At 73.4% G+C, this 19,463-nt stretch carries 22 protein-coding genes and 1 riboswitch; of the genes, 10 read left to right on the top strand and 12 right to left on the bottom strand.

What is annotated here, in order from left to right; translation table 11 throughout:
* Nucleotides 1-55 precede the first annotated feature (55 nt).
* On the bottom strand, nucleotides 56-1,999 hold the full coding sequence (locus ABZ479_RS03015) for an anthranilate synthase family protein (protein WP_500459544.1): 1,944 nt from the start codon (nucleotides 1,997-1,999) through the stop codon (nucleotides 56-58).
* Nucleotides 2,000-2,098: 99 nt separating this feature from the next.
* Nucleotides 2,099-2,158 (bottom strand): trp operon leader peptide, encoded by a 60-nt coding sequence (locus ABZ479_RS03010; protein WP_494400582.1) that lies wholly within the window; start codon nucleotides 2,156-2,158, stop codon nucleotides 2,099-2,101.
* 126 nt (nucleotides 2,159-2,284) lie between these two features.
* On the opposite strand from ABZ479_RS03010, the gene ABZ479_RS03005 reads away from it, so the two are divergent.
* On the top strand, nucleotides 2,285-2,869 hold the full coding sequence (locus tag ABZ479_RS03005) for a Uma2 family endonuclease (protein ID WP_500459543.1): 585 nt from the start codon (nucleotides 2,285-2,287) through the stop codon (nucleotides 2,867-2,869).
* A gap of 254 nt (nucleotides 2,870-3,123) precedes the next feature.
* Here ABZ479_RS03005 and ABZ479_RS03000 read toward each other — a convergent pair whose 3' ends face one another.
* Nucleotides 3,124-3,261 carry a hypothetical protein gene (locus ABZ479_RS03000; protein WP_500459542.1) on the bottom strand — a complete coding sequence of 46 codons (138 nt, stop codon included), beginning with the start codon at nucleotides 3,259-3,261 and terminating at the stop codon, nucleotides 3,124-3,126.
* 186 nt (nucleotides 3,262-3,447) lie between these two features.
* Nucleotides 3,448-4,200: a 23S ribosomal RNA methyltransferase Erm gene (gene erm, locus ABZ479_RS02995; protein ID WP_500459541.1), complete on the bottom strand. Its 753-nt coding sequence runs from the start codon at nucleotides 4,198-4,200 to the stop codon at nucleotides 3,448-3,450.
* A 254-nt stretch (nucleotides 4,201-4,454) separates the two neighbouring features.
* Here erm and ABZ479_RS02990 point away from each other — a divergent pair, with 254 nt between their 5' ends.
* Nucleotides 4,455-4,952, top strand: coding sequence for an anthrone oxygenase family protein (locus ABZ479_RS02990; protein ID WP_500459540.1), 498 nt, complete (start codon nucleotides 4,455-4,457; stop codon nucleotides 4,950-4,952).
* Here ABZ479_RS02990 and ABZ479_RS02985 read toward each other — a convergent pair.
* Nucleotides 4,930-5,448, bottom strand: coding sequence for a hypothetical protein (locus ABZ479_RS02985; RefSeq protein WP_500459539.1), 519 nt, complete (start codon nucleotides 5,446-5,448; stop codon nucleotides 4,930-4,932). The genes ABZ479_RS02990 and ABZ479_RS02985 overlap by 23 nt on opposite strands.
* A gap of 295 nt (nucleotides 5,449-5,743) precedes the next feature.
* Here ABZ479_RS02985 and ABZ479_RS02980 point away from each other — a divergent pair, with 295 nt between their 5' ends.
* Both ABZ479_RS02980 and ABZ479_RS02975 read left to right on the top strand, forming a co-directional pair.
* Nucleotides 5,744-7,093 carry a class II 3-deoxy-7-phosphoheptulonate synthase gene (locus ABZ479_RS02980; protein ID WP_500459538.1) on the top strand — a complete coding sequence of 450 codons (1,350 nt, stop codon included), beginning with the start codon at nucleotides 5,744-5,746 and terminating at the stop codon, nucleotides 7,091-7,093.
* A 149-nt stretch (nucleotides 7,094-7,242) separates the two neighbouring features.
* Nucleotides 7,243-7,554: a (2Fe-2S)-binding protein gene (locus ABZ479_RS02975; protein ID WP_500459537.1), complete on the top strand. Its 312-nt coding sequence runs from the start codon at nucleotides 7,243-7,245 to the stop codon at nucleotides 7,552-7,554.
* Nucleotides 7,555-7,601: 47 nt separating this feature from the next.
* On the opposite strand, the gene bfr is transcribed toward ABZ479_RS02975, so the two are convergent.
* Complete coding sequence (gene bfr / locus ABZ479_RS02970; protein ID WP_500459536.1) at nucleotides 7,602-8,081, bottom strand: bacterioferritin; 480 nt, start codon at nucleotides 8,079-8,081, stop codon at nucleotides 7,602-7,604.
* A 161-nt stretch (nucleotides 8,082-8,242) separates the two neighbouring features.
* Between bfr and ABZ479_RS02965 the strand changes: the two genes are divergently transcribed.
* A complete protein-coding gene (locus ABZ479_RS02965; protein WP_499607715.1) occupies nucleotides 8,243-8,857 on the top strand; it encodes a sulfite oxidase-like oxidoreductase in 615 nt (204 codons plus the stop codon).
* 22 nt (nucleotides 8,858-8,879) lie between these two features.
* Here the strand turns inward: ABZ479_RS02965 and ABZ479_RS02960 are convergent, their stop codons facing one another.
* From ABZ479_RS02960 to thiO, 6 genes are all read right to left on the bottom strand, one after another.
* Complete coding sequence (locus tag ABZ479_RS02960) at nucleotides 8,880-9,386, bottom strand: DUF4396 domain-containing protein (protein WP_500459535.1); 507 nt, start codon at nucleotides 9,384-9,386, stop codon at nucleotides 8,880-8,882.
* A gap of 89 nt (nucleotides 9,387-9,475) precedes the next feature.
* Complete coding sequence (locus tag ABZ479_RS02955) at nucleotides 9,476-10,375, bottom strand: deoxyribonuclease IV (protein ID WP_500459534.1); 900 nt, start codon at nucleotides 10,373-10,375, stop codon at nucleotides 9,476-9,478.
* Nucleotides 10,363-12,252, bottom strand: a complete 1,890-nt coding sequence (gene pknB / locus ABZ479_RS02950; RefSeq protein WP_500459533.1) for a Stk1 family PASTA domain-containing Ser/Thr kinase — start codon at nucleotides 12,250-12,252, stop codon at nucleotides 10,363-10,365. The genes ABZ479_RS02955 and pknB overlap by 13 nt, the downstream gene beginning before the upstream one ends.
* A gap of 187 nt (nucleotides 12,253-12,439) precedes the next feature.
* Nucleotides 12,440-13,243 (bottom strand): thiazole synthase, encoded by an 804-nt coding sequence (locus ABZ479_RS02945; protein ID WP_500459532.1) that lies wholly within the window; start codon nucleotides 13,241-13,243, stop codon nucleotides 12,440-12,442.
* Between the two features lie 4 nt (nucleotides 13,244-13,247).
* Nucleotides 13,248-13,466 (bottom strand): sulfur carrier protein ThiS, encoded by a 219-nt coding sequence (thiS, locus tag ABZ479_RS02940; protein WP_018557085.1) that lies wholly within the window; start codon nucleotides 13,464-13,466, stop codon nucleotides 13,248-13,250.
* Nucleotides 13,463-14,611 (bottom strand): glycine oxidase ThiO, encoded by a 1,149-nt coding sequence (thiO, locus tag ABZ479_RS02935; protein ID WP_500459531.1) that lies wholly within the window; start codon nucleotides 14,609-14,611, stop codon nucleotides 13,463-13,465. Before thiO ends, thiS begins: the two co-directional genes overlap by 4 nt.
* A riboswitch (TPP riboswitch) is annotated at nucleotides 14,607-14,720 on the bottom strand. (Overlaps the previous gene by 5 nt.)
* Before the next feature lie 82 nt (nucleotides 14,721-14,802).
* Here thiO and ABZ479_RS02930 point away from each other — a divergent pair.
* The 5 genes from ABZ479_RS02930 to ABZ479_RS02910 all read left to right on the top strand — a co-directional run bounded on the left by ABZ479_RS02930 (nucleotide 14,803) and on the right by ABZ479_RS02910 (nucleotide 19,351).
* Entirely contained in the window at nucleotides 14,803-16,008 is a 1,206-nt protein-coding gene (locus ABZ479_RS02930) for an NAD(P)/FAD-dependent oxidoreductase (RefSeq protein WP_500459529.1), read from the top strand.
* A 120-nt stretch (nucleotides 16,009-16,128) separates the two neighbouring features.
* On the top strand, nucleotides 16,129-16,494 hold the full coding sequence (locus ABZ479_RS02925; RefSeq protein WP_500459528.1) for an Rv2175c family DNA-binding protein: 366 nt from the start codon (nucleotides 16,129-16,131) through the stop codon (nucleotides 16,492-16,494).
* A gap of 65 nt (nucleotides 16,495-16,559) precedes the next feature.
* Nucleotides 16,560-17,264, top strand: coding sequence for a thiamine phosphate synthase (thiE, locus tag ABZ479_RS02920; RefSeq protein WP_500459527.1), 705 nt, complete (start codon nucleotides 16,560-16,562; stop codon nucleotides 17,262-17,264).
* 135 nt (nucleotides 17,265-17,399) lie between these two features.
* Complete coding sequence (gene metF, locus ABZ479_RS02915; protein WP_500459526.1) at nucleotides 17,400-18,317, top strand: methylenetetrahydrofolate reductase [NAD(P)H]; 918 nt, start codon at nucleotides 17,400-17,402, stop codon at nucleotides 18,315-18,317.
* A gap of 56 nt (nucleotides 18,318-18,373) precedes the next feature.
* Nucleotides 18,374-19,351 carry a hypothetical protein gene (locus tag ABZ479_RS02910; protein ID WP_500459525.1) on the top strand — a complete coding sequence of 326 codons (978 nt, stop codon included), beginning with the start codon at nucleotides 18,374-18,376 and terminating at the stop codon, nucleotides 19,349-19,351.
* The last annotated feature ends 112 nt before the right edge of the window (nucleotides 19,352-19,463 follow it).

Below are 19,463 nucleotides of genomic sequence, written 5' to 3'. Positions count from 1 at the left end.
AGGCGTGGCGGTGAGGGGGCGCCGCCCAGGCGCCCCCGGTTGCCAGGGTCGGCTGCTACCCCGCCACCGTCACCCCCGCCAAAAGCTCCGCCACGATCGCCGTGCCGTTCAGGCTGAGCACCGACTCCGGGTGGAACTGGACGCCCGCGAAGCCCGGGCCGCGCAGGGCGTGGACGTCGCCGGTGGCCCGGTCGCGGCTCAGGTCGACGCGGTGCATGGCCAGCTCCTCCGCCGTCGCGTCGTCGCAGCGGGCGGTGAAGGAGTTGTAGAACCCCACGGTCTCCGCCCGCCCGAACAGGTCGATCGGTGTCTGCGCGCCCTGGAAGGGGACGTCCTTGCGGACGATGTCGAGGCCGAGCTCGGCGGCGATCAGCTCGTGGCCGAGGCAGACCCCGAGCAGGCCGTGCCGGTGGCCGCGGACGAGTTCGGCGGTGAGCCCGCGCAGCAGCGCCATCTTGGGATCGCCGGTGTCGGAAGGGTCGCCCGGGCCCGGGCCGAGGACGACCGGGCCGCGGTGGGCGAGGGCGGCCCCGCGCAGCCCCGGCTCGTCGAAGCGGCGCACGGTGACCTCCAGTCCGGACGACCGCAGTACGTGCGCGAGCATCGCGGTGAAGGTGTCCTCGGCGTCCACCACGAGGGCGTGCCCGGACGGCGTGCGGGGCTGCTCGGCGGTCTGCATCCGCAGCCAGAACGGCGCCAGGTTCCTGCGGCGTCCGTCCAGCGCGCTCCGGACCCGGATGTCGTCGCCGAGCCGTGGCCGGTCCGCCGCCGGGCCCCGGGACGGTCCGGGCCGCACCCCCAGCGCGGCCAGCACGGCCGCCGCCTTGGCGTGTGTCTCGGCGACCTCCCCGTACGGGTCGGACCTGCGGACCAGCGTCGCGCCCACCGGCACCTTCAGCCCGCCCGCGGCGTCGACGTCCGCCGTGCGGATCAGGATGGGGGAGTCGAGGGTCTGCGCGCCGCCCGCGTCCCGCCCGATCAGCGCGAGGGCGCCCGCGTAGTAGCCGCGGCCGCCCGGCTCGTGGCGCTCGATCACCCGGCACGCGTTCTGCACCGGCGAGCCGGTGACCGTCGCGGCGAACATCGTCTCGCGCAGGACGTCCCGTACGTCCATGGTGCTGCGGCCGCGCAACTCGTACTCGGTGTGCGCCAGGTGCGCCATCTCCTTCAGGCGCGGGCCGACGACCACCCCGCCGAGGTCGCCGACGGTGCACATCATCTTCAGCTCCTCGTCGACCACCATCGTCAGCTCCTCCACCTCCTTGGCGTCGCCGAGGAAGGCGAGCAGGCCCTCCGCGTCCGGCCCCTGCGCGGGGTAGCGGTAGGTGCCGCTGATGGGGTTCATGACGACCGTGCCGCCGGTCATCCGGACGTGCACCTCGGGGCTCGCGCCGACCAGGGTGCGCTCGGGCGTGCGCACCACGAACGTCCAGTAGGCGCCGCGCTCGCCGTCGAGCAGCCTGCGGAACAGCGCGAGCGCGTCCGCTGCCGCGAACCCCGGGATCTCGCCGCGGAAGGTGCGCCGGATGACGAAGTTCGCGCCCTCGCCGCGGCCGATCTCGTCCTCGATGACGCGCTCAACGATCCCGGCGTAGGTGTCGTCGTCGACGTCGAAGGCCCCGCCCTCGACGCGCACCGCGTGCGCGGGCAGGGCCGCAGTGAGTTCGGACAGCGGCAGCTCGTACGTCTCCAGGGGGCGGAGCACGACCAGCGGCGTCCCGTCGTCGCGCACGTCGAAGCCGCGCTCCCTGATCTGCCGGTACGGCACCAGCGCCAGCGCGTCCACCGCGGGCCGGGCTCCCTCGGGGGCGCCGGTGGGCAGCGCGATGTCGGTCAGCCGCTCGGCCGTCCCGACCGGGCCGAGCAGCACCTCGACGCTGTCCGCGGCGCATCCCGGCGCTCTGCGCCGCAGCAGCGCGAACGGTGGGCACGCGGGGTCCAGCAGCCGTTCGACGAGCGCGGCGGCGGAGGGCGTGGTGCTGGGGTCGTGGTTCTCCACGGCGGTTCCTTCCGGTCTTCGGCGAGGGAAGGGACGGCCGCAGGAACACCGAAGGCCGCCCTTCGGGCGGCCTGAGCGTCTGCCTGTGCGTACGCGCTGCTAGTGGGCCGCCGGATCCGCGGTCCACCACCACTGCAGGTGCGTCTGCTGCGCGTACATGTTCCGCACCCTAACGCATGCGCTCACGACGCGGCGGTCGCGTCTCACGCTTTCGGGGCATCACAGGGGCATACGTCCCCGGTACGCATCGGGGATGCGTCCAGAATCCCGTCCATGGGAGGAACCATGACCGCAGAGCCGCTGCCGGCCTGGGCGATTCCGCCGCGTGGCGGCTTCACCTCGGACGACCTGGACCGCATTCCCGACCTCCCGCCGCACACGGAGTTGATCGACGGGAGCCTGGTGTTCGTGAGCCCGCAGAAGAGCTTCCACTCGCTGGCCATGTACCTGCTGGAGCAAGGTCTGCGGGCGACAGCCCCGGAGACCCTGCGGGTGCGCCGGGAGATGAGCGTCGTGCTGAACACGCGCAACCGGCCCGAGCCGGACCTCGTCCTGGTGCGCGCGGAGGCCGCGGGCGACGCGGCCGACGAGACCGGGTACCAGGCGGCGGACGCCGTGCTCGTCGTCGATGTCGTCTCGCCCGACTCCGAGGAGCGGGACCGCAAGCGCAAGCCGCAGTTGTACGCCGAGGCGGGCATCCCGCACTTCTGGCGCGTCGAGAAGGGCGGGGGCCGGCTCCCCGTCGTCTACGTCTTCGAACTGGAGCCGGCCACCGGCACCTACGTCGCCACCGGCATCCACCACGAACGCCTCAAGGTGTCCGTGCCGTTCGCCGTTGACATCGACCTCAGCGGGATCGACCGGCTGTAGCCGCCGCTTCCTGGAAGCGCCGCAGGAGTTCCCGGCCGGGTGCGCTGCCGGCGTCGAAGCCCTGGATGCCGCGCAACTGCGCGGGCACGAGCGGGCCTAGGGTGTGTCGTCAAATGCCCGCCTGCCCGGCGACGCCTGGCACGGCACCTCGCTGCGTTGTCGAATCGTCCGAGTAGCCCACTACGAGGACGACTCTCCGCCTTGCGATGCACCGCACCAGACGCCGCCGGGCCCGCCCTCCGGGCGGCCGGCGCTCATTTGACGACACGCCCTAGCAGCAGCGCGCCGTCGCAGCCGAAGCAGAGGGCGACCTCGAAGAGGACCTCGTGGGCGCTGTGGGCGCGGACCGCGTAGCCCGGCACGAAGCACCGGGCACGCTCGCCCTCCGGCACTTCGCGAGCAGGTCGAGGACGTGCTGCGCCTCGTCCTCGACCCAGACGTCGATCGTGTCCCCCGGCACGGTGCGCGGCCGGGGGAACAGATCGGCGGTGACGCGCACGGCCTCGACGAACTCGATCGGCACGGCGGCGACGGGAAGCAGCACGGGCACAGCATGGCCGCTCCCCGGCCGGCTCACCTCACCGGACCAGCCGCCACAGGGACGCCCACTGCTCGGCCGTGAGGTCCTTGGGGAGGGCGTACGGGGGCACGCCCTCGGCGCGGAGCCAGTCGCGCAGTGCCGTGCGGTCGAAGTGCCCGGTACGGGTGAGGACTTCGCGCAGACCGCGGCCCGGGCCGGTGAACACCCGCTGGACGAAGGCCTGGTAGGCCCGCCGGTCGCCCGGGACGAGGGGCTCCGGCCGCCGGCCCATGGTGAGCAGGCCGCCGTCGACCGAGGGCGCCGGGCGGAAGGCGCGCGCGGGTACGCGGGAGTGGAGGGCGAAGTCGTACCAGGGCCACCAGGAGGCGGTGAGCATGGTGGCGCCGCCGACGCCCGCCCGGCGGCGGGCGACCTCCCACTGGACGAGCAGCACCGCGGACTCCCACCGGTCGGCGGCCAGGACGCGCCGCATGATGGTGGTCGTCAGGTGGAAGGGCAGGTTGCCGACGATGATGTGCGGCTCGCGCGGGAAGCGGTAGCGCAGGACGTCGGTGTTGACGACGTGCGCGCCGCGCGGGAGCCGCCGCTGCAGGCGCTGTGCGCGCCGGGGGTCGATCTCGACGGCCGTGAGGGGACGGCCGGTGCGGCTGAGGGGGAGGGTCAGCGCCCCGTCACCGGGGCCGATCTCGACGATGGGCCCGCTGGTGGCGGCGACGAGGGCCTCGATGGAGGCGATGACGGTGCGGTCGGTGAGGAAGTTCTGGCCGAGCTCGTGTCGGCCACCCACCATGGACCGGTGGTGAGGCATGGGTGTGCACTCCGCGACATAAGAGGTTCCGACGATGGACCCGATGCCGCGGCGAAGAGCGCCGCGGCTATGCCCGGCGCAGCCTGATGAAGTAGGTGCAACCCATGTGCGGCACGCTATCCCGCCCCCCTGCGGCGCCGCACCTGGTTTTCCGGTGGGACCGCGTGGACGCTCGCGCATGGGGCGGAGCGTCCGGGCCATGTTCCGTCTCAGCCGGGCGCGGCTTCACTGGGCGCATGACTTCCCGAGACGCCGTCCTCGTCGCGGCCACCGTCGCCGTCGGCCTCATGGCCGGGCTGTTCTTCGCCTTCTCCGTCGCCGTCATGCCGGGTCTGGCCAGGTCGGCCGACCGCACGCTGGTCGACGCGATGCAGCGCATCAACGTCGCCATCCAGAACGGCTGGTTCCTGCTGGTGTTCGGCGGCTCGCTGCTGCTGTGCGCCGCCGCGGTGGCGCTCTGCCTGCGCGACGGCGAGCGCGGCCCGCTCCCGTGGGTGATCGCCGCGACCGTGCTCTACCTGGCGGTACTCGTCGTCACCTTCGGCGTCAGCATCCCGCTGAACGACCGGCTGGACGCGGCGGGTGACCCAGCGCACCTCGCCGACGTCGCCGCCGTGCGCGAACGGTTCGAGGCGGCCTGGGTCCGCTGGAACCTGGTGCGCACCCTGCTGTGCACGGGCGCGCTCGGCTGCCTGGGCCCGGCGCTCGTCCTCAGCGGCCGGGCCGCCGCGTGAGCGGCGCCTCGCACAGGGCACAGGTGAAGTCGCCGTCCTTGACGAGGTTGCGCTCGCCGCACCGGGGGCAGTGCCGGAAGACGACGGCCTGCGTGAACCACGCCGGACGGGCGAGGCCGGCGCGGTCGAGGGCGGCCGCCAGGGCCGGCCAGGAGGCGTCGGGGTCCGGGCAGTAGCCGGTCGACTGGTTGCTGACCTCGGTCACCTCCCAGCCGCCCTCCCGCCGTGCGGCGAACGCGATCTCCCCGGCGGCCAGCACGGGCCCGCCCCCGGCACACGCCACGTGCTCGCTGCGGCGCGGTGCCAGCAGGAGCGTGCCGCCGGGGTCGACGACGTAGGTGAAGGGCTCCTCGCGCTCGGCCGGGCCGGCGCCCTCCAGCCACTCCCGGACGTCCTGCGGCGACCGCACCGCCCGGCCCGCCGCGCCCGGCCGGACCACGGCGGCGCGGATGTCGTCCGGTCCCACGTAGGTGAACGCCTCGGGCGGCGTCGGCATGGCGGCGGCCTCCTTCGGCACCGGCTGCGGAGTCGGGGCCGAGCGTACGCGTCCCCGACCGGGCGCCGTCTCACTGGGTGGACCCCACGGCGGGCGGACGAGCCGGACGCGCCGCCGCCGCGCGCCGTGAGGCGCCGGGCGCGCGGGTCCTGGCGGGGCGCCGGAAGGGCGCGCCGTCCGCCCTCCGGAAGCCCGCTCGCGGCCGCCCGGAGGGGGCTTCCGGAGGGTCACCCGGTCGTCTCATCCTCTGGTCCGGTGCGCAAAGGAAGGGACACGACCACGTAATGTGGGCTGCGTGACCGTGAACGCTGAAACCCACGCCGGGCGCCAGACCTGGCGCTCACTGCCCGCGGCGCAGCAGCCTGAGTACCCCGACCCCGAGGCTCTGCGCGAAGTGATCGCGGACCTCGAGTCGTATCCGCCGCTCGTCTTCGCAGGCGAGTGCGACCAGCTGCGCGACCGCCTGGGGGCCGTGGCCCGTGGTGAGGCGTTCCTGCTGCAGGGCGGGGACTGCGCCGAGGCCTTCGACCAGATCGGCGCCGACCAGATCCGCAGCAAGCTGAAGACGCTGCTGCAGATGGGCGCCGTCCTCACCTACGCCGCGTCCGTGCCGGTCGTGAAGGTGGGCCGGATCGCCGGCCAGTACAGCAAGCCGCGTTCGAAGCCGACCGAGACCCGGGGCGGGGTCACCCTCCCCACCTACCGCGGCGACTCGGTGAACGGCTTCGACTTCACCGAGACGGCCCGCGTGCCGAACCCGGAGCGGCTGAAGCGGATGTACCACGCGTCCGCCGCGACGCTGAACCTCGTACGGGCCTTCACCACCGGCGGCTACGCCGACCTGCGGCAGGTGCACGCCTGGAACCAGGACTTCGTGCGCTCCTCGCCGTCCGGGCAGCGTTACGAGGCCCTCGCCCGGGAGATCGACGGCGCGCTGAACTTCATGCACGCCTGCGGCGCGGACCCGGAGGAGTTCAAGACCGTCGAGTTCTACGCCTCCCACGAGGCGCTGCTGCTCGACTACGAGTCGGCGCTGACCCGCGTGGACTCGCGCACCGGCCGGCTCTACGACGTGTCCGGCCACATGGTCTGGATCGGTGAGCGCACCCGTCAGCTCGACCACGCGCACATCGAGTTCGCCTCGAAGATCCGCAACCCGCTCGGCGTCAAGCTCGGCCCGACGACCACGCCCGAGGAGGCGCTGGCGCTGATCGACCGGCTGGACCCGGACCGCGAGCCCGGCCGGCTGACCTTCATCACGCGCATGGGCGCGGGCAAGGTGCGCGAGCTGCTGCCGAACCTGGTGGAGAAGGTCACGGCCTCGGGCGCGCAGGTCGCCTGGGTCTGCGACCCGATGCACGGCAACACCTTCGAGGCGGCCTCGGGCCACAAGACCCGCCGCTTCGACGACGTGCTCGACGAGGTCAAGGGCTTCTTCGAGGTGCACCACGGCCTCGGCACCCACCCCGGCGGCATCCACGTGGAGCTCACCGGTGACGACGTCACCGAGTGCGTGGGCGGCGGCGACGAGATCTTCGTCGACGACCTGCACCAGCGCTACGAGACGGCCTGCGACCCCCGGCTCAACCGCAGCCAGTCCCTGGACCTGGCCTTCCTGGTGGCCGAGATGTACCGCGGCCAGTAGCCCGGCGACGGCGGGGCGGCCGCCCCGGCACGGAACCTGAGAGGGGCGCGGATCACATCGATCCGCGCCCCTCGTCGGTTTCCAGCCACTCGCCCGGCGGGTAAGGTTAGGTTAACCTCAGGCCGGGATTCGAGAGAGGGGTGAACCGCGTGTACGTCTGCTCATGCTTCGGCATCACCGAAGAGCAGGTCAAGCAGCATGCGGACGCAGGTCGCTGCACCCCTCGCCAGATCGCCTCCGCCTGCAAGGCGGGCACCGACTGCGGTTCCTGCGTGCGCCGGATACAGGCGCTTCTCGGCCGCGGCGAGGGCTGTACCACCCGTACGAAGCTCGACACGGCGACGTCCGGGACGCCCGCCGCGCCCCCCGCCGCCCCCGCGCCCCCGGCCTCGCTGCCGGTCCCGCCCGCGCTGCCGGTGCCGGTCACGGCTCCGCTGCCCGCGGCCGCCACCGCCGCCTGACGGACCACTGCCCGGACGCGGGCCCCCGCCCGTCGCTCCCGGGCCCCTCAGCTGTCGGGCTGCTCGATGAGCTGCGCGATGTACAGCGGCTCCCCGAGCTTCTCGATGAGCTCGAGCTGGGTGTCGAGGTAGTCGATGTGGTGCTCCTCGTCGGCGAGGATGTCCTCGAAGATGTTGGCCGAGGTGATGTCGCCCTTCGCCCGCATGACCTCGATGCCGCGCCGGAGGCGGTCGATCGCCTCGACCTCGACCTGGCGGTCGGCCTGGAACATCTCGGTGAGGGTCTGCCCCACCCGGACGTGGAAGAGCCGCTGGTAGTTCGGCAGTCCCTCGAGGAAGAGGATGCGGTCGGTCAGCACCTCGGCGTGCTTCATCTCGTCGAAGGACTCGTGCCGCGTGTACTTGGCGAGCTTCGTCCAGCCGAGGTTCTCCTGCATCTTGGCGTGCAGGAAGTACTGGTTGATCGCCGTCAGCTCGCCCGTCAGCTGCTCGTTCAGGAACTCGATGACCTCGGGGTCGCCCTGCATGGCAAGCCCGTCCTTTCCGGAGGAATCCACACGATGGGCGCATCTTCGCACCGAGGGTGGAAGCGATCCAGTAAGTTCACACTTACTCCACTGACCCGGCTTGTCATACTTTGCCCGGGTGCTGGTCGGTAGCACTACATCCGGTCTGTCACCATGGACGCATGGGTCAGTCCGAACGCCGTGAAGGGGAGCTCCCTCCCGGGCAGCGGCTCCAGCGGGGCTGGCCGGTCACCCACTACGGTCCGGTGCCCAGGTTCAAGCCCGACCGGTGGGAGTTCCAGGTCTTCGGCGCCACCGCGGACGGCGGCAAGCGCGCCTGGGGCCACGAGGAGTTCGCCGCGCTGCCGTACTCGACGGTCGTCGGCGACTTCCACTGCGTGACCAAGTTCAGCATGCTCGGGGTCGAGTGGGGCGGCGTCTCCGCCGCCGAGATCCTGCGGCTCGCGCCGCCCGCACCGGACGTCACGCACGTCATGGTGTGGGCCGAGTACGGCTTCAGCTCCAACCTGCGCCTGGCGGACTTCGCCGACCCCAAGACGATGTTCGCGACCCACCGCGGCGGTGAGCCGCTGACCGCGGAGCACGGCTTCCCGGTCCGGCTGGTCGTGCCCCACCTCTACGCCTGGAAGGGGCCCAAGTGGGTCCGCGGCGTGGAGTACATGACGTCGGACCGCCGCGGGTTCTGGGAGGAGCGCGGCTACCACAATCTCGGCGACCCCTGGAGCGAGCAGCGCTACTCGTACCAGGAGGAGCCCGGCGACGGGCCGGAGTTGTAGCCGCCGGGCCCCCGCCGCCGGATCAGTGGTACCCGTGGACGACCGCGTGGCCCTTGCCACGGCCGATCATCCACTTGTTGACGGGCGTGGTCACCAGGAAGGCGACCACGAAGGCCAGCGCGAGGCTGAGCCAGAACAGCGCGTCCGACAGCGTGGCGTCCATGGCGCCCGGGAACAGCAGGATCGTCCCGTTGTCCGCGATCTCCATGAAGACGATCGAGACGGTGTCGGCGGCGAGCGCCACCCGTACCGCGCCGCGCAGGTCCAGGCCGGCGCGCAGCACGCCGCGCATGGTGAGCGCGTAGCCGAAGGCGAAGGCCAGCACGATCGCCAGGACCATCGTCGGGACGTTGTGCCAGCCGAGGGCCGTGCCGATCGCCATGCCGAGGACCTCGCCGATCGCACAGCCGGTGAGGCAGTGCAGTGTGGCCTGGACGGCGGTGCCCCAGGAGGCCGGGCCGGCGGGGTGTCCGCCGGTGTGGTGGGCGGCGCCGTGGTGTTCGTGGTGCGAGTGCTCGACGTGCTGCATCCTGCGTCCCCCAGGGGTGAGTGCGGTGTCGTCGTGCGGTGCCTCGACTCACAACGGTATACCCCCCCGGGGTATTCCCGGGCGGGCGCTCAGGCCGGGCGCAGCGACTTCAGCACGGCCACGTCCGTGGCCATCCCGGTGCCCCCGGGGCCGCCGTTCGGCGTCTCCACGATCAGCGGCGCGCCCTCCGTGGCGGGGTGCCGGAACAGTTCCCCGAAGGCCGCCGCGCCGATGTGACCTGCGCCGATGTTCTCGTGGCGGTCCTTGTGGGCGCCGGTGACGTCCTTGGAGTCGTTGGCGTGGATCAGCCGCAGCCGCCCCTCGCCGACCGTCGCCACCAGTTCGTCCAGCGTGGCCTTGACCCCGCCGGCGGCCGCGAGGTCGTGCCCGGCCGCGAACACGTGGCAGGTGTCCAGGCAGACGCCCAGCCGTGGGTGGTGGTCCAGCGCGTCGAAGTACGGACCGAGGTCCTCCACCAGCGAGCAGAGCGAGGAGCCCTGCCCCGCGGTCGGCTCCAGCAGCAGCCACGGGTCGTCCTCGTGCGTCAGCTCCTCCAGCAGGGGCAGCATCCGTTCCCGTACCTGCGCCAGCGCCACGGCGCGGGAGCGTCCACCGGTCGCCGACCCGGTGTGGACGACCGTGCCCAGCGCGCCGATCTCCCGCCCGCGGCGCAGCGAGTGGCGCAGGGAGTCGACCGAGTGGTCGACCGTCGCCCCGGTGTGGGAGCCGAAGTTGATCAGGTAGGGCGCGTGGACGTAGGCGGGGACGCCCTGCGCCGCGCAGCGCTCGCGGAACTCCTCGTCCTGCCGCGGGCTGCCGGGCGGGGTCGCCCACCCGCGGGGGTTGGCGACGAAGACCTGCACGGTCTCGGCGCCCATCCGTGCGGCCTCCGCCAGCCCGGTGCGGGCCAGGCCGCCGGCCACCGCCACATGACCGCCGACGGGGTTGCGGCGCGCGGCGGCGCCCTCGGACGTGGCTATCGCACCCACAGTGTGATCGTGCTGCCCTTCGGAGCGTCGGTGCCGCCGGCCGGCGACTGGTTGTTGACCTGACCGGTGAAGAAGAACTGGATCACGCGGACGTCGAAGCCCGCGGCCTCCAGTTCCTCCTTCGCCTCGTCGACGGCCAAGCCTTCCACGTCCGGCACCTCGACCATCTCCTGGCCCTTGGAGACCGTGAGGGTGACCGTGTCCCCGGCCGCCAGGCGGGTGTTCGCGCCGGGGGACTGCCCGGCGACCGCGCCCTCGTCCGCCTGGTCGGAGAAGACCTGCCGCGGGTCCACCTCCACCCGCAGCCCGGCGTCCTCCAACTGCCGGCGGGCGTCCTCCAGCGGCTGCCCGACCAGGTCGGGGGCGTCGACCGGCGCGCCCTTGCTCACCACCAGCGACACGGCCGAGTCCGGCCGCCGGCTGGCGCCCGAGCCGGGGTCGGTCGAGATCACCCGGCCCTGCGGCACCTCGTCGCTGAACTCCCGGGACACGGTCCCCGGGCTCAGGCCCGCCGCCTTCAGCCGCCGCTTGGCCTCGGCCAGTTCCTCGCCCACGACGCCGGGGACCTTCACCCGCTCCGGACCCTTGGACACGGTGATCGTCACCGTGCCGTTGTCACGGATGCGCTCGCCGGTGCCCGGGTCGGTGGCCGCCACCTTGCCCTTGGTCATCGTCGGGTCGAACGCCTCGACGACCTCGACCCGCAGCCCGGCGTCGCGCAGCTGGCGCTCCGCCTGCGCCTGCGGCAGCCCGAGGACGGCCGGGGTCCTCGTGAACTGGCCGTCGTTGATGTACCAGACGCCCGCCCCGACCCCCAGGATCAGCAGCAGGGTCGCCACGACCGCGATCACCCCGGGACGCCTACGGGACCGTACGGCCGTCCGGGGCTGCTGCCGGGTCGGCTCGGGGGACAGCTCCAGGCGCGCGGTGCGGTGCACCATCGCCGTCGGCTCCTCGGAACCCGCGGGCACGGCGCCGGGCACCGGCGCGGGGGCGCGTGCGGCGGGCGGCACCAGGTCCAGCTGCTCGGGCGTCATGGCCTGACGTACCGCGTGCAGCCGCCGCAGCAGCTCCGCGGCGTCGGCCGGGCGGCGGGCGGCGACCCGCGCGGTCGCCTCGGCGACCAGCGCGTCCAGCTGCGGGGGCAGCCCCGGCGAGAGGGCCGACGGGGCGGGCACGTCCTCGTTGACGAGCTGGTAGATGACCTGCACCGGTGTCTCGCCGCGGTGCGGCTTGCCGCCGGTGAGCATCTCGTAGAGCAGCACCCCGCAGGCGTACACATCGGTGCGCTCGTCGGTCGTGAAGCTCTCGACCTGCTCCGGCGCCATGTACGAGACGGTGCCCAGGACACCGCTGGTGGAGGTGTTGGTGTGCGTGCCGGCGATCCTGACCAGGCCGAAGTCCGCCACCTTGACGCGACCGTCGTCCCCGATGAGGACGTTCTCCGGCTTCATGTCCCGGTGCACCAGCCCCGCCCGGTGCGCCGCGCCGAGCGCGGCCAGCACGGGCTCCAGGATGTCGAGGGCGGCCCGCGGCGGCAGCGCGCCGCGGTCGCGCAGCACGTCGCGCAGGGTGCAGCCGGCGATGTACTCCATCGCCAGGTAGACGTAGGTGCCGTCGGCACCCTGGTCGTAGACCTGCACCACGTTGGGGTGGTCGAGGCGGGCGACGGTCTTGGCCTCGCGGATGAAGCGCTCCACGAAGCCGGGCTCGGCGGAGAGGGCGGGGTGCATGACCTTCAGGGCCAGCAGCCGGTCCAGGCGCGTGTCCAGCGCCCGGTACACCGTCGCCATGCCGCCGACCGCGATCCGGGACTCCACCCGGTAGCGGCCGTCGAGCGTCTGCCCGATCAGCGGGTCATGAAGCGTCCTGTCCACGAAGGTGGAGTTTACGGTGCCGACATGACCCTTCTGGGCTAACGCGCCCAGGTTGTACCCCACCCGTGCGGTACCGCAACCGCCCCGTGACCCGGGTCGGCGCCGGGACCGAAGCCGGCCGCGGCCCCGGTTCCGCGGGGCCCGGCGCGGGTTCCGCGCAGGTGGCGGCCGTGTGCGGGGCCGCCGGTCAGGAGGCGCCGAAGGCGGGACGTTCCGGGTCGAACGTGGCGAGTCCCACACCCGGGGAGGACGCGGTCGCGTGGTGACGGCGGGGGATGCGCCCCGCCCGGTACGCCAGGCGCCCGGCCTCGACGGCGTGCCGCATGGCCTCCGCCATGAGCACAGGTTCCCTCGCCCGGGTGACGGCGGAGGCCAGCATGACGGCCGCGCACCCCAGCTCCATCGCCAGGGCCGCGTCCGAGGCCGTCCCGGCCCCCGCGTCCAGGACGACCGGCACGGTCGCCCGCTCGACGATCAGCTCGAAGTTGTGCGGGTTGCGGATGCCGAGACCCGATCCGATGGGCGAGCCCAGCGGCATGATCGCCGCGCAGCCCACGTCCTCCAGCTTCCGGGCGAGCACCGGGTCGTCGTTGGTGTAGGGCAGCACGGTGAAGCCGTCGTCCACGAGGGTCTCCGCCGCGTCCAGCAGCTCCACCGGGTCCGGCAGCAGGGTGCGCTCGTCGGCGATCACCTCCAGCTTCACCCAGTCCGTGCCCAGTGCCTCCCGTGCCAGGCGGGCGGTGAGCACCGCCTCGCCCGCCGTGTAGCACCCGGCGGTGTTCGGCAGCACGCGGATGCCGTGCCGGGCGAGCACGGACAGCACCGAGCCCTTGACCGTGGGGTCGAGCCGCCGCATGGCGACGGTGGTCAGCTCGGTGCCGGAGGCGAGCAGCGCCTGCTCCATGACCTCCAGGCTGGGCGCACCGCCCGTGCCCATGATCAGCCGGGAGTCGAAGGTGGTGCCGCCGATGGTCAGCGGGTCGTCGGCCATGGGTTCAGCCTCCCTGGACTGCGGTGAGGACCTCGACGCGGTCACCGTCGCGGAGCGGGGTCGCCGGCCACTGCGCGCGGGGGACGACGGTCTCGTTGAGTGCGGCCGCCACCCCGGACGGGGCCGCGGTCAGGGTCGCGACGAGGCCGCCGAGGGTGACGCCCTCGGCGACCTCGCGCGCCTCGCCGTTGACGGAGACGGACAGAAGGACGGGCGCGGTCATGCGTGCTGCTCCTGGAGGGCGAAACGGTCGGGGGAGAAGGGCCGGGCCTGCGCGGGGACCTCCGAGCCGGTGAGGACCTCGGCCATCACGTCGCCGGTCAGCGGGGTCAGCAGCACGCCGTTGCGGTGGTGGCCCGTGGCGAGCACCAGCCCGTCCAGCGCGCCGCGGCCGAGCAGCGGGGCGTTGTCGGGCGTGCCGGGGCGCAGCCCCGCCTGCGTCCCGGTCAGCGGGAGTTCGGTGATGCCGGGCAGCAACTCGTGCGCGTCGCGGAGCAGTTCGTACACCCCCCCGGCGGTGACCGTGGTGTCCCAGCCCATCTCCTCGCTGGTGGCGCCGACGACCAGCTCGCCGTTCTCGCGCGGCACCAGGTAGACGTGGCCGCCGCGCACCACGGCCCGTACCGTCCGCGACAGGAACGGCGCGTACGCCGGCGGTACGTGCAGGCGCAGGACCTGCCCCTTCACCGGCCGTACGGGCGGCAGCACCCGCGCGGGCAGCCCCTCGACGCGGCCGCTGAGGCTCCCGGCGGCCAGCACCACCTGCCCCGCGGCGACCCTCGTGCCGTCCTCCAGGACGACCCCGTGCGCGCGGTCGCCGGTGACCTCCACCCGCGCCACCCGCGCCCGGTGGAACGCCACCCCGGACAGCTCGCAGGCGCGCACCAGCGCCGCGGCCAGCCGCCGCGGGTCGACCTGGTGGTCGCCGTCGACCCGCAGCCCGCCGTGCACGGCGGGGGCGAGCATCGGCTCCAGGCGGCGGCACTCACGGCCGCCCAGCCACTCCGAGGTGAGGCCCAAGGACTGCTGGAAGGCGTGGAGTTCGCGCAGCTGCGCGCGGTCGTCGGCGTCGAGGGCGACGGCGAGGGTGCCGCACGTGCGGTACCCGAGGTCGAGCCCCGTGGTCTCCTCCAGCTCGGCCACGAAGGACGGATAGCGGCGCGCCGCGGCGAGGTTGAGCTCCAGCAGCGCCTGCTCCCCGTACTGCACCTCGGTGACCGGGGCCAGCATCCCCGCGGCCACCTGGGCGGCCCCGCCGCCCGGTTCGGGGTCCGCGACCGCCGTGCGCAGGCCGCGCTGACGGGCCCGCCACGCGGTGACCAGTCCGATGATCCCGCCGCCGACCACGACGACGTCATGACGGTGCATGATGTCCCGCTCCTCCCTTCGCCGGCATGACCCGGATCAGGTTCTTACGGTCGGCGGCCGCTCCAGCCGCCCTCTCAGCCCGGTGCGCCGGGCTCCCGCGAGTTCTCCCGCCCCACCTTAGTACGCGCCGTCAGCGGCGAGTAGGGCACCGGTACCGGCGGGCGGCGCCCTCGCGGCGTTACGGTGATCGCGTGACCAGCAGCAGCGAGCAGCGCGCCGTCGTCGTCGGGGCCGGGATGGCCGGAGTGCAGACCGCCGTGTCCCTGCGCGAACAGGGGTGGGGCGGGACCATCACGCTGATCGGCGCGGAGCCGCACGCCCCCTACGACCGGCCGCCGCTGTCCAAGGGCGTGCTCTTCGGCGCCGAGGAGGGCCCGGCCCTGGACGTCGACTTCGCCGGCATCGGCGTCGAACTGCTGCTCGGGCGGCACGCGAGCGGCCTGCGCCCCGACGAGCGGCAGGTCCTCACCGACGCGGGCCCGGTCGCGTACGACAAGCTCGTCCTCGCCAGCGGCGCCGAGCCCGTCATGCTCCCCGGCAGCGAGGGCACGCCGGGCGTGTACGTGCTGCGCACCCTGGACGACGCCACCGCGCTGCGCCCGGTACTGGAGAACCGGCACCGGGTCGTGGTGGTCGGCGCGGGCTGGATCGGCGCCGAGTTCGCCACCGCGGCACGCCACGCCGGGTGCGAGGTGACCGTCGTCGAGGCCGCCGACCGGCCGCTCGCCGGGGTGCTGCCCGTCGACATCGCCGAGCGGATGCGCGGCTGGTACGCGGAGGAGGGCGTCGAGCTGCGCACCGGCGCGGTCGTCTCGGCCGTCGAGCCCGGAAGCGTACGGCTCGCCGACGGCAGCGTGCTCGCCGCCGAGGCCGTCGTCGTCGGGATCGGTGCCCGGCCCGCGACCGGCTGGCTGGCCGGCTCCGGCGTCGACCTGGGGCCGGACCGCTCGGTCCTCGCCGACGACCGGCTGCGCACCTCGGTGCCGGACGTGTACGCCGTCGGTGACTGCGCCTCCTTCCCGTCGGCGCGGTACGGGGAGCGGCTGCTGATCCACCACTGGGACAACGCGGTGCAGGGGCCCCGCACGGCCGCCGCGAACATCCTGGGCGGTGACGAGCCCTACGACCCCGTCCCCTACTTCTGGTCGGAGCAGTTCGGGCGCTTCGTGCAGTACGCCGGGCACCACGTCGACTCCGACCCCGTACTGCTGCGCGGCGACCCGGACGGCCCCGCCTGGTCGGTGCTGTGGCTGCGCGAGGGACAGCTGGTCGCGCTGTTCGCCGTCGGGCGGCCCCGCGACCTGGCGCAGGCCCGCAAGCTCATCGCCCGCGGCGCGCACCTCGACGAGGCCCTGGCGGCCGACCCGGCGGTCCAGCTCCGGGCCGCGGTGGTCTGACCCCGGGGGGCCGCCGGCTGCGGCCGCCGGCGTCGGCGGGGCGTAGCGGACCCGTCAGGACGGAGCAACGAGTGGCGTGAGCGGTTCCATGGTGTCGGTCCGGGATGGCACGCTTGTCCTGTGACCGAGATCGACGCAAAGATTGACTCCCTCGTCCCCTCCTGGCTGTACGTCCCCGACGTCGCCGAGCGCCTCGGCGTCGAGGTGACCCGGGTCCGCCAGTTCATCAAGGAAGGCCAGCTCATCGCAGTGCGCCGCGGGGACAACCGGGTGCTGATGATCCCCGCCGACTTCATCGGCGACGAGAAGATCGTCAAGGGCCTCGCGGGCACCCTCACCGTCCTCAAGGACGACGGGTTCAGCGACGCGGAGGCCCTGGAGTGGCTGTTCACCCCGGACGAGAGCCTGCCCGGCACCCCCGTCCAGGCGCTGCGCGAGAACCGCGGCACCGAGGTGAAGCGCCGCGCCCAGGCGCTCGCCGTCTGACCGCACGACCCGCCACCGCCACACCCACAGCCACCGCCGCAGCCATCCGAGGGGGACCCGTCCGCATGAGCACGCGTACGAGCACGAGCAGGAGCACGAGCGCCGGCACGGGCGCCGGCGCGAGGGCGCAGCTCGCCGACGCCCGGGTCTACCTCTGCACCGACGCGCGCAAGCGCCACGGAGGCCTGGCGGAGTTCGCGGAGTTCGCGGACGCCGTGCTGGCCTCCGGCGTGGACGTCATCCAGCTGCGCGACAAGGGCCTGGAGGCCCGCGAGGAGCTGGAGTACCTCGCGGTCCTCTCGGAGGAGTGCGGACGGCACGGCAGGCTGCTCGCGGTGAACGACCGGGCCGACGTGGCGCACGCCGCCGGGGCGGACGTCCTGCACCTGGGCCAGGGCGACCTGCCCGTGCCGGCCGCCCGCGCGATCCTCGGCGACGAGGTGGTCGTGGGGCGGTCCTGCCACTCCGAGGCCGAGGCGGCCGCGGCCGCCGTGGAGCCCGGTGCGGACTACTTCTGCACCGGGCCGGTGTGGCCCACCCCGACCAAGCCCGGCCGGCCGGCCCACGGCCTGGGCCTGGTCCGCTACGCGGCGGGCCTGGGCACGGACCGGCCGTGGTTCGCGATCGGCGGGATCGACCTGTCCAACGTGGAGCAGGTGCTCGACGCCGGGGCCCGGCGGATCGTGGTGGTACGGGCCGTGACCGAGGCGGCCGACCCGGGCGCCGCGGCGGCCGAGCTGGCCAAGCGGGTGCGTTCGTACCAGGACTGACCTGCGGCTCAGGCCGTTCGGCCGGGACCGGGGGCCACGGGGCTGTCTCGTGCCGCGAGCGCCGGCTGTCCAAGGGGTGAACATTTGGGCGTCGCCTGTTGGGACGGTCCTGCCCGCGCCGTTAGCCTGAGGCGCATGGCCCTCGGAACCGCCTCCACCAGGACCGATCACGCGGTCACCATTCGTGAGCTGCTGGCCTCCGGCGAGCGCTCGTACTCCTTCGAGTTCATGGCGCCGAGGACCGAGAAGGGCGAGCGGACCCTGTGGAACGCCATCCGCCGCATCGAGGCGGTGGGCCCGACGTTCGTCTCCGTCACCTACGGGGCGGGCGGTCAGTCCCGCGAGGGCACGGTCCGGGCGACCGAGCGCATCGCGTCCGACACCACCCTGACGCCGGTGGCCCACCTGACCGCGGTCAACCACTCCATCGCCGAGCTGCGCAACGTCATCGGCCAGTACGCGGACGCGGGCATCCGCAACATGCTCGCGCTGCGCGGCGACCCGCCCGGCGACCCCATGGGGGAGTGGCTCCGGCACCCGGAGGGCGTCGACCACGCCCACGAACTGGTGCGGCTCATCAAGGAGTCGGGCGACTTCTGCGTGGGCGTCGCCGCCTTCACGGAGATGCACCCGCGCTCGACCGACTGGGAAAGTGATACGCGTCACTTCGTCGAGAAGTGCCGGGCGGGCGCCGACTACGCCATCACCCAGATGTTCTTCAACGCCGAGGACTACCTGCGCCTGCGTGACCGGGTCGGGAAGGCGGGCTGCGAGACCCCGATCATCCCCGAGATCATGCCGGTCACGAACGTGCGGCAGATCGAGCGCTTCGCCCAGCTCGGCAACGCGCCTTTCCCGCAGGAGCTCGCGGACCGTATCCTCGCGGTCAAGGACGATCCGGCCGCGGTGCGGGCGATCGGGGTCGAGTACGCGACGGAGATGTGCCGGCGGCTGATGGCCGAGGACATCCCGGGGCTGCACTTCATTACCCTTAATCACTCCACGGCGTCGTTGGAAATCTACGAGAATCTGGGACTGCACCAGAGGTCGTGAGGGCGGACCAGCCGCCCCTGGGGGCCGACGACGGTGAACGGTGAGGAAGTGCGCTCATGGCCTACACAGTGCTCTACATCGCCTTCGGGGTGGTCGCGCTGTGGCTGCTCGGTGAAGTACTCCTGCAGTACAAGGCGCGGCTGAGGTGGCGGCTGCTGGCCTTCACGGGGTTCCTCGGGGTCGTCCTGGGCGTCTACCTGCCCTCGGTCCTCGTCATCGTGGTGGGCGCGCTCGCCTTCGGGGCCGGCCAGACCTTCGTCACGCTCTCCTACCGCCGCGGCTTCGTGGAGGGATGGGCGCTGCGGTCGCCCAAGGAGGGCGCCGACGGCGAGGACGACGAGGAGGCGCCGCCGCTGCCGCGCCGTGCCGGCGGCCGCCGCGGCCGGGGCGCGCAGCGCGACGAGGCGCCGGCCGAAGGCCTGTCGTCGCCGTACGAGGAGCCCGTTCCCGAAGAGGCCCCCGCGGCCGCGGGCGTGGGGCAGTCCTACGACAGCTACGCCGCCGCCGGCCCGGCCGCCGCGGCGCCCCCCGGGATGGACTCCACGCAGGTCTACCAGCCGATGCCGCTGCACGAGGAGAGCGGCGAGTACCCGATGTACAACGGGCAGCCGAACTACGCGCAGGACCCCTACGCCGGCGCCGGCGCCGGTGCGGGCACCGGCTACCAGAACTACGAGGCCACCACCGGCTACGGCGACTGGAACGGCGGCCAGCAGCAACAGCAGCAGCCCGCCGCCGCCTCTTACGACGCGTACGGACAGCAGCAGACCGGTGGCTGGGAGCAGCAGCAGGCGGGCTACGGCACGTACGCGGGCGGCTACCAGGACCCGTACCAGGGTCAGGCACAGGGCCAGGGCGCCCCGCAGCAGCAGTACGGCTACGACACCCCGGCCGGCGGCGTCTGGGTGCCGCAGCAGGGCGGGGAGCAGCAACCGTACGTCCCGCAGCAGCAGAACGGCTACGACCAGCAGGGCCAGCAGCAGGGGCAGCAGCAGGGCCAGTACGACCAGTACGACCCCTACCGCTACAACTAGCGCCCGGCGCGGGGCCCGGCGCGGGGCCCGTTGCCGAAGACCTCCGCGTCCTCGGCGGCGGGCCGCGCAGCGGCGTGGAGGATGCCAGGAAGGCGTCACGGCGCTGGAGCAC

Source organism: Streptomyces sp. NPDC005722, from assembly GCF_040630935.1.
Classification (GTDB): Bacteria; Actinomycetota; Actinomycetes; order Streptomycetales; family Streptomycetaceae; genus Actinacidiphila.
The sequence above is the reverse complement of the archived record's forward strand: the minus strand, read 5'-3'. Positions and strand labels throughout refer to the sequence as shown.

Bases quoted from the DNA above. Each gene is read 5' to 3' on its own strand.
- ABZ479_RS02965 (WP_499607715.1), top strand. From the start codon at position 8,243: ATGGGTCAGTCCGAACGCCGTGAAGGGGAGCTCCCTCCCGGGCAGCGG.
- thiS (WP_018557085.1), bottom strand. From the start codon at position 13,466: ATGACCGCGCCCGTCCTTCTGTCCGTCTCCGTCAACGGCGAGGCGCGC.
- ABZ479_RS03005 (WP_500459543.1), top strand. From the start codon at position 2,285: ATGACCGCAGAGCCGCTGCCGGCCTGGGCGATTCCGCCGCGTGGCGGC.
- thiO (WP_500459531.1), bottom strand. From the start codon at position 14,611: ATGCACCGTCATGACGTCGTCGTGGTCGGCGGCGGGATCATCGGACTG.
- erm (WP_500459541.1), bottom strand. From the start codon at position 4,200: ATGGTGGGTGGCCGACACGAGCTCGGCCAGAACTTCCTCACCGACCGC.
- thiE (WP_500459527.1), top strand. From the start codon at position 16,560: ATGAGCACGCGTACGAGCACGAGCAGGAGCACGAGCGCCGGCACGGGC.
- ABZ479_RS02990 (WP_500459540.1), top strand. From the start codon at position 4,455: ATGACTTCCCGAGACGCCGTCCTCGTCGCGGCCACCGTCGCCGTCGGC.
- ABZ479_RS02910 (WP_500459525.1), top strand. From the start codon at position 18,374: ATGGCCTACACAGTGCTCTACATCGCCTTCGGGGTGGTCGCGCTGTGG.
- ABZ479_RS02945 (WP_500459532.1), bottom strand. From the start codon at position 13,243: ATGGCCGACGACCCGCTGACCATCGGCGGCACCACCTTCGACTCCCGG.
- bfr (WP_500459536.1), bottom strand. From the start codon at position 8,081: ATGCAGGGCGACCCCGAGGTCATCGAGTTCCTGAACGAGCAGCTGACG.
- ABZ479_RS02960 (WP_500459535.1), bottom strand. From the start codon at position 9,386: ATGCAGCACGTCGAGCACTCGCACCACGAACACCACGGCGCCGCCCAC.
- metF (WP_500459526.1), top strand. From the start codon at position 17,400: ATGGCCCTCGGAACCGCCTCCACCAGGACCGATCACGCGGTCACCATT.
- ABZ479_RS02985 (WP_500459539.1), bottom strand. From the start codon at position 5,448: ATGCCGACGCCGCCCGAGGCGTTCACCTACGTGGGACCGGACGACATC.